Genomic DNA, 16858 nt, shown 5'->3' on the forward strand with positions numbered 1-16858 from the left:
TGAGGGTAGTGCCCGGCAAGGAGCGGATTTTCAGATAGTGAGCGAGAGGTTCCTGGTCACACGGCTCGCGGTCGGAAGCAGCCGCTCGCGGATCTCCGGCAGCCGGGAGAGCCGGTTCGACGGCAGCGACACTCCGAGCGAGCCGAGCGTGTCCCCGCTGTAGACCGGTACGGCGACGCAGACCGTGCCGAGGGAGTACTCCTCCAGGTCGGTGACGGCCGGGGCCATGGGCGGGGTCTCCAGCCTCCGCAGGAGTTCCGGGAGGCTGGTGATCGTCCGCGGGGTGAGGTCGGCGAGATGGTGCCGGGAGAGGTAGTCCTGACGGGCCTCCTCGTCCATCTCACGCAGGACGGACTTGCCCAGTGCGGTGGCGTGCCCGGCGTCCTCGAAGCCCACCCAGAGATCGACACGGGGTGTCCCGGGGCCGTCGACGATCTCGGCGACCCGGATCTCGCCGTCCTCGTAGAAGGTGAGGTAGGCGGCCGAGGCGAGCTCGTCCCGCAGCGCGGCGAGGGTGGGCCGGACCCGGCTGAGAAGGGCCTGCGCACGGCCCGTGGACTGCAGCGTCTGCAGTTTGTCGCCGAGGACGAAGCCGCCGTCGTCCAGCTTGCGCACGTACCCGTCGTGGACCAGGGTCCGCAGCAGGTGGTAGGCGGTGGCCAGGGGCAGGCCCGTCTCACGCGCCAGCTGCTTGGCAGGCGCGCCGTTCTCGTGCGCGCTCACCGCCTCCAGCAGCCGCATGGCCCGCTGGACGGAGTTGATGAGCGTAGGGCCGTCTTGCCCACCCATACGAACAGCGTGCGTCAGGCCCGGGCCCCGGGCAAGGGGGAGGCCGGTGCATCAGCGTGGGCCGGCCGCCGTGTCGCCCCGCGGCTCGGCCCCGGTGGGTGCGGGCGGACGTGCGCCCCGGGGCGGGGGTGCCGTGGACGCGCGGACGACGAGCTCGACCGGCGGATCGTACGCCGGCGGCAGGTCCGCGTCCGGGTCCTCGATCGCGCGCACCAGGAGCCGCAGCCCCTCCCGCGCCACGGCGTCGAACGGCTGCCGCACCGTGGTCAGCGGCGGGGTGACGAAGGCGGCCACGGGGATGTCGTCGAAGCCCACCACGCTGATGTCGTCCGGCACCCGCAGCCCGGCCTCCGCCAGGGCGCGGACGACGCCGATGGCCATGTCGTCGTTGGCGGCGAACACGGCGGTGCAGTCACGGCGCGCGGCGATCTCGCGGCCCACCGCGTATCCGGACGCGGCCGACCAGTCACCGTGCAGCACGGCGGGCGGCGCGATGCCGCGTGCGGCGAGGGCACCGCGCCAGCCCTCCAGCCGGTCCCGGGCGGCGAACCACCGTTGCGGGCCGGCGAGATGGTGGACCGTCGCGTGGCCGAGATCCAGCAGGTGCTCGGTGGCCGTCCGGGCGAGGAGTTCGGCGCCGACCCCCCTGGCCATGGTGCGGGCACCGCCGAACGCCTCCGGTGCGCCGAGCACGAGGACCGGCACGTCGACGCCGATGGAGACCGGCCCCTCGTCGATCGGCTCGGAGACGACGATGCCGTCCACGCCCTGCTCCAGCAGCGACTCCACCGCACCGGCCACACCACCCGGGTCGCCCTCGATCGTGTTGACGACCCGCAGCGCGTAACCGGCGTCCCGTGCGGCCCGTTCGATGCCGATCAGCAGCGAGGCGGGGCCGTACAGGGCGGTCCCGAGGGTGATCACGCCGATGGAACGGGTCCGCCCGGAGGCCAGGGCCCGGGCCGCGCTGTTCAGCCGGTAGCCGAGCTCCCCGGCCGCCTCGAGCACCCTTCGGCGTACGTCCTCGGAGACGTAGCGCTCCCCGTTGAGCACCCGTGACACCGTCTTCTGCGAGACCCCGGCCAGCCGGGCCACGTCCACCCCGCGCGGCGCGCCGCCACCGGCCCGGCCTCCCACTCGCGTCATTCCTCACTCCCCCGTGTCCGGCGGCCGCACCACGGCCCCTCACACCCAGCGTTCCACACCCCAGAACGCCCCGGACCCGCGCCCGGTGCCCGACCGTGGGGCACGTTCTCGAAGGTGGCGCGGACGCCCCGGCGGCACACCCGGCCGGACTCGACTGGAGGCCGGGCCCGTTCCGCCGGAAGCGGATGAGCACCGCGAAACGCCGCCGTGGTCCTTCACGGCCCACCCGTGACGGGCGACCATGCCGTGTCATGGACATCTTGCTCGTCGCCAGCGCGTTCAACAGCCTGTCCCAGCGTGTGTTCGCCGAACTGTCGGACGAGGGGCACCGGGTGGACGTCGTGCTCGCCTCGCACGGGCCCGACGCCGTCCGGGACGCCGTACGGGAGACAAGCCCGGAGCTGATCGTCGCCCCGATGCTGAAGTCGGCCCTGCCGGAGGACGTGTGGCGGGACCACACCTGCCTGATCGTGCACCCGGGGCCGCCCGGCGACCGGGGCCCGTCGGCGCTCGACTGGGCGATCGCCGAGGAAGCCTCGCAGTGGGGCGTCACGGTGCTGCAGGCCGAGGCGGCCATGGACGCCGGGGACGTGTGGGCGGACGGCTCCTTCCCCGTGCCGCCGGCGGGCAAGAGCGACATGTACCGCAACGAGCTGGCCGACGCCGCCACGGCCGCCGTGCTGCTGGCCGTGCGGCGCTACGCCGACGGGTCCTACAAACCGCGTCCGCAGAGCGAACCCGGCACCCATGTGGTGTGGCGGGACTTCTTCCGCCAGGAGCAGCGGCGGATCGACTGGGGCGGCGACGACACGGCGACGGTGCTGCGCAAGTTGCGCGGGGCCGACTCGCAGCCCGGCGTCCGGGACGAGATCTGCGGCCGGGAGGTGTTCCTGCACGGCGGGCACCCCGAGGACCGGCTGCGCGGGGAGCCCGGTGAGCTGCTCGCGACCCGGGCCGGTGCGGTCTGCCGGGCCACCCGGGACGGCGCGGTGTGGATCCCGGAACTGCGCCCCCGCAAGAGCTCCGGTGACCCGGCGCCGTTCCGCCGTCCCGCGGCCTCGGTGCTCGCCGGCTTCCCGGCCCCGCCCGGCAGCGGCCCGGGTATGCCGGGTTCGCACGACCGCCCGTACTGGCTGCCCGAGATCGCGGCGCCGCTCGAACTGCCGCCGGACCGCACCACCTGGACCGACATCCGCTACCGGCAGCGGGGTCCCATCGGCTTCCTGACCTTCTCGTTCCCCGGCGGGGCCATGAGCACCACCCACTGCCGCAGGCTGCTCGCCGCCTGGCGCTACGCCCTCACCCGCCCCACTTCGGTGCTGGTGCTCGGCGGCGCCCGGGACTTCTTCTCCAACGGCATCCACCTCAACGTCATCGAGGCGGCGAGTGACCCGGCGGCCGAGTCCTGGTCCAACCTCAACGCCATGAACGACCTGGTCGAAGCGGTGCTGCGGACCACCGACCGGCTGGTGGTGGCGGCCCTCGGCGGCAACGCGGCCGCCGGCGGGGTCATGCTCGCCCTGGCCGCCGACGAGGTCTGGTGCCGCGCGGGCGGCGTCCTCAACCCGCACTACCGGAACATGGGCCTGTACGGGTCGGAGTTCTGGACGTATTCGCTGCCCCGCCGGGTGGGCGCGGAGACGGCCGAACGGCTGACGAGCCGGGCGCTGCCCGTGAGTGCCGCGACCGCCGAGCGGATCGGGCTGGTGGACCGTCTGGTGCCGGCCGCGGCCCAGGACTTCGCCGGCGAGGTGGAGCGGCTGGCCGCCGGCCTGGCCGGGGATCCGGATCTCCCCGGCCGGATCACCGCCAAGGCCACGGCACGGCACGCGGACGAGCTCCAGCGGCCCCTCGCCGAATACCGGCGGGACGAACTCAACCGGATGCGCGCGGTCTTCTTCGACCCCGAGGCGCCGTACCACGCGCTGCGGTCCGCGTTCGTGCGCAAGCTCCCGGGCGGCTCCGCCCGGCCGACGGCCACGGGAGACGCGCAGTGAGCGCGCGGCTGCTCGTGGCGGGGGTCGGCAACATCTTCCTTGCGGACGACGCCTTCGGCCCCGAGGTGATCCGCGCCCTGGACGAACGCCCGCTGCCGCCGGAGGTCCGGGTGCGGGACTTCGGCATCCGCGGCATGGACCTGGCGTACGAGCTGCTCGACGGCTACGACACGGCCGTCCTGGTCGACGCGGCCGTGCGGGGGCACGCGCCGGGCACGCTGTCGCTGATCGAGCCGGACCTGCCGGATCGATCCACCGCGGGCGCCCCGCCCGAGGCGCACGGCATGGACCCGGCGACGGTCCTCGCCCTGGCCGCCCACCTGGGCGACGAGCCGCTGCCCCGCGTCCTGGTACTGGCCTGTGAGCCGGAGCTGCGGGCGCCTGCCGACGAGGACATCGCCCCGGGCATCAGCGCGACGGTGCGGGAGGCCGTGGGGCGGGCCGTCGCGGCGCTGCACGCGATGGCGCCGGTGCTGCTCGCCGACCCCGGGGCCACGCCCCCGTTGAGCCGCCCGGACGAATCCATCGCCCTGTCGTCGGCCGGGCTGCCGGGCACGGTGCGCGGCGGCGCGGAGGATCGGTAGCGGAACGATTTCCCTACCGACCCGCGAGGAGCGGCGCCCATGTGCGATTCCGTGGACGAGGTCACCCAGGCCGTCCTGGCGAAGAACGACTCCCTGGCCGCGGGCCTGCGCGAGGAGCTGGCCCGGCGCGGAGTGAGCGTGGTCAACCTGCTGTCCAGCCCGGGCAGTGGCAAGACGGAGCTGCTCGGCCGGGTGCTGGCCAGGGCGGTGGAGCGGGGCCTTGCGGTGGCAGCGCTCACCGCCGACCTGGCGACCGAGAACGACGCCGACCGGCTGGCCCGTTCGGGAGCCCCGGTGAAGCAGTTGCTGACGGACGGGCTGTGCCATCTGGAGGCGCGGCAGCTGCGCGCTCACGTCGAGAGCTGGCTGCCCGAGGGGACCTCGCTCTTGTTCGTGGAGAACGTCGGCAACCTGGTCTGCCCCGCGTCCTACGACCTCGGCGAGAGCCTGCGGATCGTGCTCATGGCGGTGACGGAAGGCGAGGACAAGCCCCTGAAGTACCCGACCGCCTTCGGGTCCGCCCAGCTGGTGGTGCTGACGAAGACCGACCTGTCCGGGCCGGCCGGGTTCGACGAGGGTGCCTTCGAGGCGAACGTCCGGCGGGTCAACCCGGGGGTGGAGGTGGTGCGGTCCTGCGCCCGCACCGGCGCCGGCGTCGACACCGTGCTGGAGCGGGTGCTCGCCGTCCGGGACGGAGCCCCTGCCCACCGGCCGCCCCTGGCGCCCCGTCCGCACACCCACTCCCACACCCACACCCACGAGGGCGCCGAAGCCGGCCTCGTCTCGTGACAGCGCCCGTCACCGGGGCGGTACGCCGTCGCGTCACCGTGCGCGGCACCGTGCAGGGCGTGGGTTTCCGCCCGTTCGTGCACCGCCTCGCCTCCGAGCTCGCGCTGGCGGGCTTCGTGAGCAACACGGCGAGCGGCGTCCTGATCGAGGTGGAGGGCCCGCCGGAGGGTGTCGCCGGCTTCTGCGACCGGCTGGCGAAGGAACCTCCGCCGCTCGCCACCGTCACCGGCGTCGGGTTCGAGGACCTGCCCGCGACGGGCGCCGACGGTACCTTCGACATCCGCTCCACCGACCGCTCCCCCGGCAGCACCCTCCTCCCGCCCGACACGGCCACCTGCCGGGAGTGCCTGCGGGAGCTGGGCGATCCGGCCGACCGCAGGCACCGGCACCCGTTCGTCACCTGCACCCACTGCGGCCCCCGCTTCACCATCGCCACGGGCATGCCGTACGACCGGGCGGTCACGACCATGGCCGGCTTCCGGATGTGCGCCGCGTGCGCCCGTGAGTACGGCGATCCGCTCGACCGCCGCTTCCACGCCCAGCCCGTGGCCTGCCCCGACTGCGGTCCCCGGCTCCGCCTGGTGCCCGCCGCCGGGAGCGGGGTCCGCCCGGACCGGGACGCCGGGGCCCTGGCATCGGCCCGCGCGCTGCTGGCGGCCGGGAAGATCGTCGCCGTCAAGGGGCTCGGCGGTTACCACCTGGCCTGTGACGCCGGTGACGCACGCGCCGTCGACACCCTGCGCAGCCGCAAGGCACGCGGCGGCAAGCCGTTCGCGGTGATGTGCGCGGACCTCGACGAGGTACGGCGGCTCGCCGAGGTCTCCTCCTCCGAGCTGGCGGCGCTCACCGGCCCCCGCCGCCCCATCGTCCTGCTGCGCCGGCGCCCGGAGACGAACGGCCTCGCGCCCGGCGTCTGCCCCGGCAGCCCGCACCTCGGCGTGATGCTGCCCTACACGCCCGTGCACACCCTGCTGTTCGGCCTGCCCGGTGATCCTCCCGGCCCCCGGGTGCTGGTCATGACCAGCGGCAACCGCTCCGGGGAGCCGATCGTCACGGACGACGACGAGGCGCTGACCCGGCTCGCCGGGCTGGCCGACGCCTGGCTCGCCCACGACCGGACCATCGCCTCCCCCTGCGACGACTCCCTGCTGCGCGTACGCCCGGACGGCACCGAGCAGGTGCTGCGCCGGTCCCGCGGCTACGTGCCCCGGCCGCTGCGTCTGCCGGTGCCCGTGCGGCCCGCTCTCGCCGTGGGCGGTGACCTGAAGAACGCCCTGTGCCTGGGTGCGGGTGACCAGGCATGGTTCGGCCCGCACATCGGCGACATGGGCGACCTGACCACCCTGGAGGCGGCCCGGCGGGCGGACGCGCACCTGCGGGCCCTCACCGGTGTGAGCCCCGAGCTGGTCGCCGCCGACCGGCACCCCGGGTACCACTCCACACGGTGGGCCTCCCGACTGGCCGGGCACGCCCCCGTGCCGGTCCAGCACCACCACGCGCACATCGCCTCCGCCATGGCCGGGCACGGCCTGGACGGCACCACCCCCGTGATCGGCGTCGCCTTCGACGGCACGGGCTACGGCGACGACGGCACCGTCTGGGGCGGCGAGATCCTGCTCGCCGACTACACGGGCTTCCGCCGCTACGCCCGTCTCTCCCCCGCCCCGCTGCCGGGCGGTGACGCGGGCGTCGCCAACCCGTGCCGTCTGGCCCTGGCCCGGCTGTGGGCGGCAGGGCTGCCGTGGGACCCGGACCTGCCGTGCGTCACCGCCTGCCCACCCCGGGAACTGGCCGTGCTCCAGCAGCAGTTGTCCGGCGGCCTGGCCTGTGTGCCGACCTCCAGTATGGGCCGCCTCTTCGACGCGGTGTCGTCGCTCGTGGGTGTGTGCCATCGCGCGGGGTACGAGGCGCAGGCCGCGCTGGAACTGGAGGCCGCTGCCGCTTCGGTGTGGGACGCCGACCCGTCGGCGTACGCCTTCACCGGGGATCTCGACCCGGCGCCCGTGCTCGGCGCGCTCATCGCCGATCTGCGGCGCGGCACCCCGGCCGCCGTGCTCGCGGCCCGTTTCCATCGCGGCGTGGCACAGGCGGTCACGGGGATCTGCCGGCGGGCGCGTCAGGACACCGGCCTGACCACCGCCGCGCTCAGCGGCGGGGTGTTCGCCAACGCGCTGCTGGAGGAGGAGTGCGCGCGGCTGCTGTCCGCAAACGGCTTCGCGGTGCTCCGCCACTGCGAAGTCCCGCCCAACGACGGCGGGCTGGCCCTCGGCCAGCTGGTGGTCGCGGCGCACCTACGACAGAAGGAGTGACCCATGTGTTTGGCAGTGCCCGGAAAGGTCGTGTCCATCGACGACAGTGCCGACCCGCTCACCGGGCTGGTCGACTTCGGCGGCGTGCAGAAACCGGCGTGCCTGGAGTACGTGTCCGACGTGAAGGTGGGTGAGTACGTCATCGTGCACGTCGGGTTCGCGCTCCAGCGCCTGGACGAGGAATCGGCCCTGGCCTCCCTGAAGCTGTTCGAGGAACTGGGGCTGCTGGAGGAGGAGTTCGGGGACGCCTGGGAGCAGGCGGCCAAGGAGGCGGGCACCGCCGCGGTGACGGAGCCCCAGGACAGCGGGAGCGAGGCCCGGTGAAGTACATCGACGAGTTCAACGACCCCCAGCTGGCCCGGCGCCTGCTGGACGAGATCCGCGCCACCGCCACCCGGCCCTGGGCCCTGATGGAGGTGTGCGGCGGCCAGACCCACTCGATCATCCGGCACGGCATCGACCAACTGCTGCCCGAGCAGGTCGAGTTGATCCACGGACCCGGTTGCCCGGTCTGTGTCACGCCGCTGGAGGTCATCGACAAGGCGCTGGAGATCGCCGCGCGGCCCGGGGTGATCTTCTGCTCCTTCGGCGACATGCTGCGGGTGCCGGGCACCGACCGCGACCTGTTCCGGGTCAAGGGCGAGGGCGGCGACGTGCGCGTGGTGTATTCACCGCTCGACGCCCTGGAGCTGGCCCGCGGCAACCCGGACCGGGAGGTGGTGTTCTTCGCGATCGGGTTCGAGACCACCGCCCCGGCCAACGCCATGGCCGTGCACCAGGCACGCCGGCTGGGCCTGACCAACTTCAGCCTGCTGGTGTCGCACGTGCGGGTGCCCCCGGCCGTCGAGGCGATCATGACGGCGCCAAAGTGCCGGGTGCAGGGCTTCCTCGCCGCCGGGCACGTGTGCAGCGTGATGGGGATGGCGGAGTACCCGGACCTGGCCGAGCGGTTCAAGGTGCCGATGGTGGTGACCGGCTTCGAGCCGCTGGACATCCTGGAGGGCATCCGCCGGGCGGTACGCCAGCTGGAGCGCGGTGAGCACCGGGTGGAGAACGCCTACCCGCGGGCCGTGCGCGAGGAGGGCAACCCGGTCGCGGTGCGCATGATCGAGGAGGTCTTCGAGGTCACCGACCGGAACTGGCGCGGCATCGGGCCCATCCCGGCGAGCGGCTGGCGGCTGACCGACGCCTTCCGCGCCTACGACGCGGAGCACCGCTTCGACGTGAGCGGGATCCGTACCGAGGAGCCCGCCGAGTGCCGGGCCGGCGAGGTGCTCCAGGGCCTGATCAAGCCGACCGAGTGCGGCGCGTTCGGCACCACCTGCACGCCGCGCACCCCGCTCGGCGCCACCATGGTCTCCAGCGAAGGCGCCTGCGCGGCCTACTACCTCTACCGCCGCATGAACGCCCCGGCCCCGCAGGCCGCGGGAGCCGCCGCGCAGGAGGAGGTGACTCCCGTTGCCTGAGCACGTCACCGATGTGGTCGACCCGGCCGACTGGACCTGCCCCGCCCCGCTGCGTGACCAGGGGGTGGTGGTCATGGGGCACGGTGGCGGGGGTGCGCTGTCGGCGGAGCTGATGGAGCAGATCTTCACCCCGGCCTACGGCAACGCCACCCTGTCCGGTCTGGCCGACTCCGCGGTCCTCGAACTGGGCGGCGCGCGGCTGGCGTTCTCCACCGACTCCTACGTGGTCCGGCCGCTGTTCTTCCCCGGCGGCTGCCTGGGCGACCTCGCGGTCAACGGCACCGTCAACGACCTCGCGATGAGCGGCGCACGGCCCGCCTACCTCTCCGCCGCCTTCGTCCTGGAGGAGGGCGTGGAGCTGACGGTCGTCGAGCGGATCGCGCGCTCGATGGGAGCGGCCGCCGAGGCCACCGGGGTCACGATCGCCACGGGCGACACCAAGGTGGTGGAGTCCGGGCACGGCGACGGGGTGTACGTCACCACCGCCGGGGTGGGTCTGGTGCCCGGCGGGGTGGACATCCGGCCCCAGCGGGCCCGGCCCGGGGACGCCGTCATCGTCAGCGGGCCGATTGGACTGCACGGCGTGGCGATCATGAGCGTGCGGGAGGGGCTGGAGTTCGGGGTCGAGGTCGCCAGCGACACCGCACCGCTGGCGGACCTGGTGGCGGCCGTGCTGGCCGTCACCCCGGACATCCATGTGCTGCGCGACCCCACCAGGGGCGGCCTGGGCGCGTCCCTCAACGAGATCGCCCGTGCCTCGGGGACCGGGGTCAGGTTGGTGGAGCGGGCGATCCCCGTACCGGACGCCGTGGCGAACGCCTGCGGGTTCCTCGGGCTCGATCCGCTGTACGTCGCCAACGAGGGCCGGCTGGTCGCCTTCGTGCCCCCGGCGCGGGCGGAGGAGGTGCTGGCGGCCATGCGGGCCCATCCGCAGGGAGCCGGGGCGGCGCTGATCGGCGAGTGCGTCGCGGAGCATCCCGGGATGGTGGTGGTCGCCACCGGGCTCGGCGGGACACGGGTGGTCGACCTGCCCCTCGGGGAGCAGCTGCCGCGCATCTGCTGAGCACGGGACAGAGCGAAGGGCCCCGCCGAGGCGTCGGCGGGGCCCTTCGTCCGTCGGCTATGCCGGTGCCGGCTCGATCCCGGCGATCTCCAGTTCACGGCCGCTGCGCAGGTCGCTGGAGGGCTGGTCGCAGCGTGGGCACCAGAAGAACGGGGGCATGCCCACCGCGAACTCCTCGGCGCACGGGCCGCACCAGGCCTGTGCGGGAATCTGCTCGACGACGAGCCGTGCTCCCGCGAGGGACGTGCCGTCGCGGGCGGCCTCGAAGGCGAAATCCAGGGCGTCGGGGACGACGCCCGCCAGCTCGCCGACCCGGACGGTCACCTTCGAGACGGTCTCCGTCCCGTCCGCCCGGGCCAGCTCGCCGGCCCGCTCGATGATCGCGGTCGCGATCGACAGTTCGTGCACGGCCTGCTCACGGATAGCGGTGACCGGCGCGGAACCCGCCCGCCATCCGCCAGATCCGCGCCTCGCGCCTCAGGCTGGGCCACTCCCAGCACAGCAGGGCCAGGGCCGCGCCGCCCACCAGGACGGCCTCGGTCTTCAGCACCCGCCGGCCGCTCATACCGCCCCGCCTGCGCATGACGGTTCTGCGTACTCGTTTCATCGCGGTGACTCCCTGCTCGTTCGCGTCACGGTGGTCATCCCGGCGAGATGTTCGGCATGGTCTCGGCGAGGGTGTCGTGCCTCTTCCAGTGGATCCCGGTGGAGCGGCGCGCGTCGGCGCTGCCGTCCTCGTGGTGACCCTTCTGCCGCTCGCGCGGTCCCCTGTTGCCCTGGTGCATCCCGGTGACGTGCCGGGGCGTGTCGGGCTTGGCCTGGGGCCGGCCCACTCTGATGTTGCCCATGAGGGTGCTCTCCTTCCTCGCCTCCGACCTGCGGAGTGCGTGGCTATGACCGCTCGGTGAGGTCCTCGAAGAACTGCTCGACGGCCGGCCACACCCGGCCGCCGCCGGACAGGCCTCGCCACTCCCGGCGTACGACGGCGACCATCCGGTAGCAGTCGTCGATCGGCACGATCCAGTGGTGGTCGAGGCCGTGGACGGTGTTCACGAGCAGGGCCTCCACGTCGGGTTCCACGGTCGCGAGCTGCGGACACATGCCGGACAGTTTCCGCCAGGCCGCCGCGTCCACCTCCCAGCGCATGGCTCCCGCGGGGCTCGGGCCCTCGGCGGTGACGGTGCCGTCGGCCCGGGGCACGAAGAAGACCAGGCCGACGGGCACGCCCAGCGCGGCCGTGTCGACCTCGGGCAGCCGGACCCGGCGCCGGGGCACGAGACGGTACTGGCCGTCCCCGGCCGTCGCGTCGGCGAACAGCACGGAGCAGGGGCCGCAGGCGCAGCGCACCTCCTCCTTGCCCGTGTCGTACAGGTGGGCGTGCTCGTCGGCGACGGGTGCGGCGCACAGGTCGCACACCTCCCGCTCGGCCGCCGCCGTGCGGTCGGCCGAGGAGCGGATGAGGCGGGCCAGCGCACCGTCACTGCCGGTCGTCACGGTGCGCTCCGGTGCCTGAGCGTGGTCAGGGGGACGAAGGCAGGGGGCTTCTCGGTCAGGGACTCCACCGACGTCAGCTCGGGAGCCGCGGCGAGCACCGCCGCGCTGACCGCATCGGTGACCTCTGATCCTCCGCCGCCGCATCCGGACCCGCATCCGCCCCCGCCCGTGGTCAGACGGACCCGGGCGACCTGCCCTTCGACCCCGGCCCACTCCACGTCACCGCCGCGTTCCTGCACGGCGGGCCGCAGCCGTTCGACCGCGCGTGCCGCCCGGCGTTCGGCGGGCTCGGGGTGGATGTCGTGCAGCACCATGAGGTGCCCGAGCAGCTCGTCCTCGGCGAGGCGCTCGGCCAGCTGCCCGTCCGCGGCGTCCAGGACGCGGGCCAGGGCCTCGCCGTAGACCTCGGTCAGCAGGGCCACCGCCTCGGTCGCGGAGCGGGTCGTGGGCCCGGGCGCGGACTCGAGGGTTTCCAGCGCCTGGTCGAGCCGGGCGAGCCGGGCCTCGACGTCCGGGTCGGCCAGCCGTGCGCCGACGGCCTCAGCCATGGTTCGCCCCGTACGTCGGCGAGTGCAGGGTGGTCAGCGTCTTGCCCTTGCCGACGTACATGTGCACACCGCACGGCAGACAGGGGTCGAAGCTGCGGACCGTACGCATGATGTCGACGCCCTTGAAGTCGTCCGGCCCGTTCTCCTCGAAGATGGGCTGGCCCTGGACGGCGTCCTCGTACGGGCCGGGGGTGCCGAACTTGTCGCGCGGGCTGGCGTTCCACGGGGTGGGCGGGTACGGGTGGTAGTTGGCGATCTTCTTGTCCTTGATCACCAGGTGGTGGGAGAGGACGCCGCGCACCGCCTCGTGGAATCCACAGCCGATCGCCTCGTCGGGCACCTCGTAGTTCTCGAACACCTTGGTCTCGCCCGCACGCACCATGCCCATGGCCTCTTCGAGGAACTGCAGGGCCATGGCGGCCGCGTAGGCGATGAAGTAGGGCCGGGCGCGGTCGCGTTCGATGGTGTTGCTCCACTGCGGGATGCGCCACTCCAGGGTGGTCTCCGGCAGCGACTCGCCCTTGGGCAGGGAGATGCGCACGCTGTGGCCGGTGGCCTTGACGTACGGGGTGTCGACCAGGCCGCTCAGCGCGGTCGACCACAGGCGGGCCAGGGGGCCGCCGCCGGTGTCGAGGGCGAGGTGGTCGCCGGTGCGCTGGTCGAACCAGCGGGGGCTCATCACCCAGCTGTACTTGTCGTCGAAGTCGCGCTTCTGCGGCACGGGGACGGTGGTCTGGTTCCACGGGTGGCGCATGTCGACGGGGTTGCCGAGCGGGTCGTGGGTGACGAACGGCTGCTCGTTGACCCAGTCCTCGTAGTAGGAACTGCCGAGCATGATGCGCAGGCCGAGGTTGATGTCGACGAGGTTGTTGGTGACCAGCTCGCCGTCGACGATGATGCCCGGGGTGACGTACATGTCCTTGCCCCAGGAGTTCATGTTCTCGTAGCGGTAGTCGACGGTCTGGGGGTTCTGGAAGGCGCCCCAGCAGCCCAGCAGGACGCGACGGCGGCCGACCTCCTCGTAGCCGGGCAGCGCCTCGTAGAAGAAGTCGAAGACGTCGTCGTTCATGGCGACGGCCTTCTTCACGAAGTCGATGACCCGCATGAGGCGCGCGAGGTAGTCGGTGAAGACGGTGGGCTGCGGCATCGTGCCGACGCCGCCCGGGTACAGCGTGGAGGGGTGGACGTGCCGTCCCTCCATCAGGCAGAACATCTCGCGGGTGACCCGGCTGACCTTCAGGGCCTCCTTGTAGACCTCGCCCTCGAAGGGGTTGAAGGCCTTCATGATGTCGGCGATGGTCCGGTAGCCGTGGATCTCGCCGCGGGGCGCCTCGGTGCGTTCGGCGCGGGCCAGGACACCGGGGTTGGTGGCCTTGACCATCGCCTCGCAGAAGTCCACGAAGACCAGGTTGTCCTGGAAGATCGTGTGGTCGAACATGTACTCGGCCGCCTCGCCGAGGTTGACGATGTGCTCGGCCAGCGGGGGCGGCTTGACGCCGTAGGCCATCTGCTGGGCGTAGTCGGAGCAGGTGGTGTGGTTGTCGCCGCAGATGCCGCAGATCCGGGACGTGATGAAGCCCGCGTCGCGCGGGTCCTTGCCCTTCATGAACACCGAGTAGCCGCGGAACAGCGACGAGGTGCTGTGGCATTCGACGACTTCCCGGTTGGCGAAGTCGATCTTCGTGTAGATGCCCAGGTTCCCGATGATCCGTGTGATGGGATCCCAGGACATGTCCACGAGCTGTGGCGGCTTGCGGTCCGTGGGCCGCGCCTCGGTGGTGGTCATCTGCGGTACTGCCCCTCGCTGTCGGTGGTGTGTGGGGTGGTGGGCTTGCTGCGGGGAAGCCTCATCAGGCGCGCCAGTGGGGGTCGTAGCCGCTGGTCAGCTTGCGCTGGTTGTGGCGCCATCTGGGCTCGTGGTTGACCAGCTCGTTGGTCATGCCGCGCAGTCGGCGCACGACGGCCCCGTACGGCTTGATGACCAGCGACGACAGGGTGCTGCCCGGAGGCTCGTCCATGAACGGCATGAACGCGTCCGGGAAGCCGGGCATCGTGCAGCCGATGCAGATGCCGCCGACGTTGGGGCAGCCTCCGATGCCGCCCATCCAGCCGCGCTTGGGCACGTTGCAGTTGACCACCGGACCCCAGCAGCCCGTCTTCACGAGGCACTTGGGCGAGTTGTAGTCGGCGGCGAAGTTGGCCTGCTCGTAGTACGAGCCGCGGTCGCAGCCCTCGTGGACCGTCTTCCCGAACAGCCACTGCGGGCGCAGCATGTGGTCCAGCGGTGGCGGGGGCGCGGAGCCGGCCGCGTGGTAGAGGACCCAGATCAGGGTCTCCATGAAGTTCTCGGGCTGGATCGGGCAGCCCGGCACGTTGACGACGGGCAGGCCGGCCTGGGAGGTGTAGTCCCAGCCCAGGTAGTCGGCGAGGCCCATGCAGCCCGTCGGGTTGCCGGACATGGCGTGGATGCCGCCGAAGGTGGCACAGGTGCCGGCGGCGACCACCGCCCAGGCCTTGGGTGCCAGTTGGTCGATCCACCAGTTGAGGGTCTGCGGCTCGCCCGTCTCCGGGTCGTTGCCGAAGGACGTCCAGTAGCCGTCGCCCTCGATGATGTTCTGGTTGGGGATCGAGCCCTCGATGACGAGGATGAAGGGGCCCAGTTCGCCTCGTACGGCGGCCCGGTAGGGGGCGAGGAAGTCCTCGCCGCCCAGGCTGGGCGAGAGCACCTTGTTGACCAGGTTCACCTTCGGCAGGCCCGGGATCAGGCCGAGCACCAGGTCCTCGATGGAGGGCTGGTCGGCGGCGGTGAGCGAGACGGTGTCGCCGTCACAGCTCATGCCCTCGGAGATCCAGAGGATGTGGATCTCGTCGATGCCCTGCCGGTCCTCGGACCGTTCGGGTTCCTTGCTGACTTCTTCGGTGCTGCTGTGGGTGGTCATGTCACTCGGCCTCCGCTGCGGGGGTCTCGGAGTCGGACGTGTGCCGCGCGGGAGCTGCGGCGGGAGCCGGTGCCGACGGCTCGTCCGGGGATCCGGCGGGCTCGAGGGGTTCGAGCTCGTCGGGCCGGAAGTAGTGGAAGCGGCCGTACCAGTTGTTCAGTTCGGCGGCGGGGTCGTCGTCGAGGGTGACGGCGAGGTGCGTGCTGCCGTCCACGTCGTGGAAGACGGCGGCGACCTCGGCGGTGCGCCCGGCCAGGAACATGTCCTGGGCGTCGGCGCCGCGTCCCCGGGGGCGCAGCCGTACCCGGCTGCCGCCGCCGAGCCGGACGCCGTCGACGAGCACGGTGTCGGTGGCCGGGGACAGACCGTCGTCGGCCCCCTCCTGCCACCAGGCGGGGCGGTCGGCGGGCCCCGTGGGGGCGAGGGGGGCCGGGGAGTGGTCGGCGGGCGCCGCGGGGGCGGCCGGTGTCAGGGAGCGGACCGCGCCGTGCAGCCGTTCGAAGACCTCCTGCGGCATGGTGTCGACGCGGTCGAGGATCGCCGCGGCCCGCGGGTCGGTGGCGCGCGCTTCGCGCTTCTCCTCGTCGGTCAGCAGCATCGTGCGCAACGTGAGGATCTCGTCGATCTCCGCGGCGTCGTGCAGGTCGCCCGGGCTCTCGGGGGCGACCTGGGGGTGGTCGGGCAGGATGATCGGCGCGGACAGCAGGACGCGTCCGGTGTCCCCGGTCTCGCCCCCCAGCACGGGGAAGGTGAACTCGTTGCGGCATGCGCGCACGGCTGCTTGCAGGTCCGCCGGTGGGTCGATCAGCGAGACGAACTCCACGCCGTCGCCGCCGGCGAGGGTGTGGGTGGCGATGAGGGCCCGGCGCAGTGCCTCGTCGCGCACGGTGCCCGGACGGGGTGCGGGCGCGGTGTTCGCGGTGCGTACGCGGATCCTGCAGAGGTCCTCGGAGAGCCGCTCGGCGCTGAGGGTGGTCTCGGCCCGGATCTCCTCCCGGCTGCGCACCACCCGCCCGGTGCCGTCGGGCAGTGGCTCGACGTCCTCACCGGCCGCGGCACCCACCGCGAAGGTGCGTGCGCCCTGGAGGAGTTCGTCGAGCGGGGCCGCCACCTCGCACTCGCGCGGCAGGGCCTCCTCGAAGGTCAGATGCACCGTGCCGTCGTCGGTGCGCAGCGACTCGACGGGGCGTCCCGCCTGTTCCACCTGCTTGCGCTGCATCTGGAGGTAGCGGACCCGCACGCGGACGCGGGCGCTGTCCGGCCGGCGGATCCGCAGCAGGCATTCGGTCTGCTGGTACCAGGAGTCGGCGGAGCCGGAGACACCGGGGAGGACGGGGCCGTCCGCCTCGACCCAGTCCCGGGGGAACAGCACGCCGAACTGCCAGCGGACCCGGTTCTTGCTGGAGGAGCGGCGGTAGGGGTAGAGGAGGTAGCCCTCGTAGAGGACGGCGTCGGCGACAGCGCTGAGCTGCTCGAAGACGTCAGGCAACGTGCCGACCGCCGTGGCGGCGCCCTTCGTGCCGCCCTCGACCAGTGCCTCCGCCATCGTGTCTCCTCGTCCTGTGTGCGAGCGGTCCCGCGTGCGAGCGGTTCCGTGTGCGAGCGGTTCCGTGTGCGAGCGGTCCCCGTGTGCAAGCGGTCCCTGTGTGCACGCGCATCCCTTCCACCACGGTCACACCGCTCATCCACGTTCGCCTCCTCCGGCGCAGTGCGATTGGGCTGTTCGGGGTGGTC

The 16858-nt window shown here is 72.9% G+C and carries 17 protein-coding genes; 7 read left to right on the forward strand and 10 right to left on the reverse strand.

What is annotated here, in order from left to right; translation table 11 throughout:
- Positions 1-30: 30 nt before the first annotated feature.
- Both ACFCXS_RS19180 and ACFCXS_RS19185 read right to left on the reverse strand, forming a co-directional pair.
- Entirely contained in the window at positions 31-789 is a 759-nt protein-coding gene (locus ACFCXS_RS19180) for an IclR family transcriptional regulator (RefSeq protein ID WP_376644521.1), read from the reverse strand.
- A 51-nt stretch (positions 790-840) separates the two neighbouring features.
- On the reverse strand, positions 841-1935 hold the full coding sequence (locus ACFCXS_RS19185) for a LacI family DNA-binding transcriptional regulator (RefSeq protein ID WP_376644522.1): 1095 nt from the start codon (positions 1933-1935) through the stop codon (positions 841-843).
- A 251-nt stretch (positions 1936-2186) separates the two neighbouring features.
- Here ACFCXS_RS19185 and ACFCXS_RS19190 point away from each other — a divergent pair, with 251 nt between their 5' ends.
- The 7 genes from ACFCXS_RS19190 to hypE are packed head-to-tail and all read left to right on the forward strand — an operon-like array spanning position 2187 to position 10143.
- Entirely contained in the window at positions 2187-3932 is a 1746-nt protein-coding gene (locus tag ACFCXS_RS19190) for an enoyl-CoA hydratase-related protein (protein ID WP_376644523.1), read from the forward strand.
- Positions 3929-4516: a hydrogenase maturation protease gene (locus tag ACFCXS_RS19195; protein WP_376644524.1), complete on the forward strand. Its 588-nt coding sequence runs from the start codon at positions 3929-3931 to the stop codon at positions 4514-4516. The genes ACFCXS_RS19190 and ACFCXS_RS19195 overlap by 4 nt, the downstream gene beginning before the upstream one ends.
- Positions 4517-4555: 39 nt before the next feature.
- Positions 4556-5305: a hydrogenase nickel incorporation protein HypB gene (gene hypB, locus ACFCXS_RS19200; RefSeq protein ID WP_376644525.1), complete on the forward strand. Its 750-nt coding sequence runs from the start codon at positions 4556-4558 to the stop codon at positions 5303-5305.
- Entirely contained in the window at positions 5302-7614 is a 2313-nt protein-coding gene (hypF, locus tag ACFCXS_RS19205; RefSeq protein WP_376644526.1) for a carbamoyltransferase HypF, read from the forward strand. The genes hypB and hypF overlap by 4 nt, the downstream gene beginning before the upstream one ends.
- Before the next feature lie 3 nt (positions 7615-7617).
- On the forward strand, positions 7618-7938 hold the full coding sequence (locus tag ACFCXS_RS19210) for a HypC/HybG/HupF family hydrogenase formation chaperone (protein ID WP_376644527.1): 321 nt from the start codon (positions 7618-7620) through the stop codon (positions 7936-7938).
- Positions 7935-9080, forward strand: a complete 1146-nt coding sequence (hypD, locus tag ACFCXS_RS19215) for a hydrogenase formation protein HypD (RefSeq protein WP_376644528.1) — start codon at positions 7935-7937, stop codon at positions 9078-9080. The genes ACFCXS_RS19210 and hypD overlap by 4 nt, the downstream gene beginning before the upstream one ends.
- Positions 9073-10143, forward strand: a complete 1071-nt coding sequence (gene hypE / locus ACFCXS_RS19220) for a hydrogenase expression/formation protein HypE (RefSeq protein WP_376644529.1) — start codon at positions 9073-9075, stop codon at positions 10141-10143. Before hypD ends, hypE begins: the two co-directional genes overlap by 8 nt.
- A 57-nt stretch (positions 10144-10200) precedes the next feature.
- Here hypE and hypA read toward each other — a convergent pair whose 3' ends face one another.
- From hypA to ACFCXS_RS19260, 8 genes are all read right to left on the reverse strand, one after another.
- Positions 10201-10551: a hydrogenase maturation nickel metallochaperone HypA gene (gene hypA / locus ACFCXS_RS19225; protein WP_376644530.1), complete on the reverse strand. Its 351-nt coding sequence runs from the start codon at positions 10549-10551 to the stop codon at positions 10201-10203.
- Positions 10552-10558: 7 nt separating this feature from the next.
- Positions 10559-10750, reverse strand: a complete 192-nt coding sequence (locus tag ACFCXS_RS19230) for a hypothetical protein (protein ID WP_351642087.1) — start codon at positions 10748-10750, stop codon at positions 10559-10561.
- Positions 10751-10784: 34 nt separating this feature from the next.
- On the reverse strand, positions 10785-10991 hold the full coding sequence (locus ACFCXS_RS19235) for a hypothetical protein (protein WP_376644531.1): 207 nt from the start codon (positions 10989-10991) through the stop codon (positions 10785-10787).
- 43 nt (positions 10992-11034) lie between these two features.
- The gene (locus tag ACFCXS_RS19240; RefSeq protein WP_376644532.1) at positions 11035-11637 is read right to left on the reverse strand and encodes a DUF5947 family protein; all 603 of its coding nucleotides are present in this window, start codon (positions 11635-11637) and stop codon (positions 11035-11037) included.
- The gene (locus ACFCXS_RS19245; RefSeq protein WP_376644533.1) at positions 11634-12185 is read right to left on the reverse strand and encodes a NifU family protein; all 552 of its coding nucleotides are present in this window, start codon (positions 12183-12185) and stop codon (positions 11634-11636) included. The genes ACFCXS_RS19240 and ACFCXS_RS19245 overlap by 4 nt, the downstream gene beginning before the upstream one ends.
- A complete protein-coding gene (locus ACFCXS_RS19250; protein WP_376644534.1) occupies positions 12178-13971 on the reverse strand; it encodes a nickel-dependent hydrogenase large subunit in 1794 nt (597 codons plus the stop codon). Before ACFCXS_RS19250 ends, ACFCXS_RS19245 begins: the two co-directional genes overlap by 8 nt.
- 64 nt (positions 13972-14035) lie before the next feature.
- On the reverse strand, positions 14036-15124 hold the full coding sequence (locus tag ACFCXS_RS19255; RefSeq protein WP_376644535.1) for a hydrogenase expression protein HypE: 1089 nt from the start codon (positions 15122-15124) through the stop codon (positions 14036-14038).
- 1 nt (position 15125) lies between these two features.
- Complete coding sequence (locus ACFCXS_RS19260) at positions 15126-16670, reverse strand: hypothetical protein (RefSeq protein WP_376644536.1); 1545 nt, start codon at positions 16668-16670, stop codon at positions 15126-15128.
- Positions 16671-16858: the final 188 nt, after the last annotated feature.

Origin of the sequence: Streptomyces sp. NPDC056373 (assembly GCF_042262425.1) — a bacterium.
Classification (GTDB): domain Bacteria; phylum Actinomycetota; class Actinomycetes; order Streptomycetales; family Streptomycetaceae; genus Streptomyces.

Bases quoted from the DNA above. Each gene is read 5' to 3' on its own strand.
- ACFCXS_RS19180 (WP_376644521.1), bottom strand. From the start codon at position 789: ATGGGTGGGCAAGACGGCCCTACGCTCATCAACTCCGTCCAGCGGGCC.
- ACFCXS_RS19185 (WP_376644522.1), bottom strand. From the start codon at position 1,935: ATGACGCGAGTGGGAGGCCGGGCCGGTGGCGGCGCGCCGCGCGGGGTG.
- ACFCXS_RS19190 (WP_376644523.1), top strand. From the start codon at position 2,187: ATGGACATCTTGCTCGTCGCCAGCGCGTTCAACAGCCTGTCCCAGCGT.
- hypB (WP_376644525.1), top strand. From the start codon at position 4,556: ATGTGCGATTCCGTGGACGAGGTCACCCAGGCCGTCCTGGCGAAGAAC.
- ACFCXS_RS19210 (WP_376644527.1), top strand. From the start codon at position 7,618: ATGTGTTTGGCAGTGCCCGGAAAGGTCGTGTCCATCGACGACAGTGCC.
- ACFCXS_RS19230 (WP_351642087.1), bottom strand. From the start codon at position 10,750: ATGAAACGAGTACGCAGAACCGTCATGCGCAGGCGGGGCGGTATGAGC.
- ACFCXS_RS19235 (WP_376644531.1), bottom strand. From the start codon at position 10,991: ATGGGCAACATCAGAGTGGGCCGGCCCCAGGCCAAGCCCGACACGCCC.
- ACFCXS_RS19245 (WP_376644533.1), bottom strand. From the start codon at position 12,185: ATGGCTGAGGCCGTCGGCGCACGGCTGGCCGACCCGGACGTCGAGGCC.
- ACFCXS_RS19250 (WP_376644534.1), bottom strand. From the start codon at position 13,971: ATGACCACCACCGAGGCGCGGCCCACGGACCGCAAGCCGCCACAGCTC.
- ACFCXS_RS19255 (WP_376644535.1), bottom strand. From the start codon at position 15,124: ATGACCACCCACAGCAGCACCGAAGAAGTCAGCAAGGAACCCGAACGG.
- ACFCXS_RS19260 (WP_376644536.1), bottom strand. From the start codon at position 16,670: ATGGCGGAGGCACTGGTCGAGGGCGGCACGAAGGGCGCCGCCACGGCG.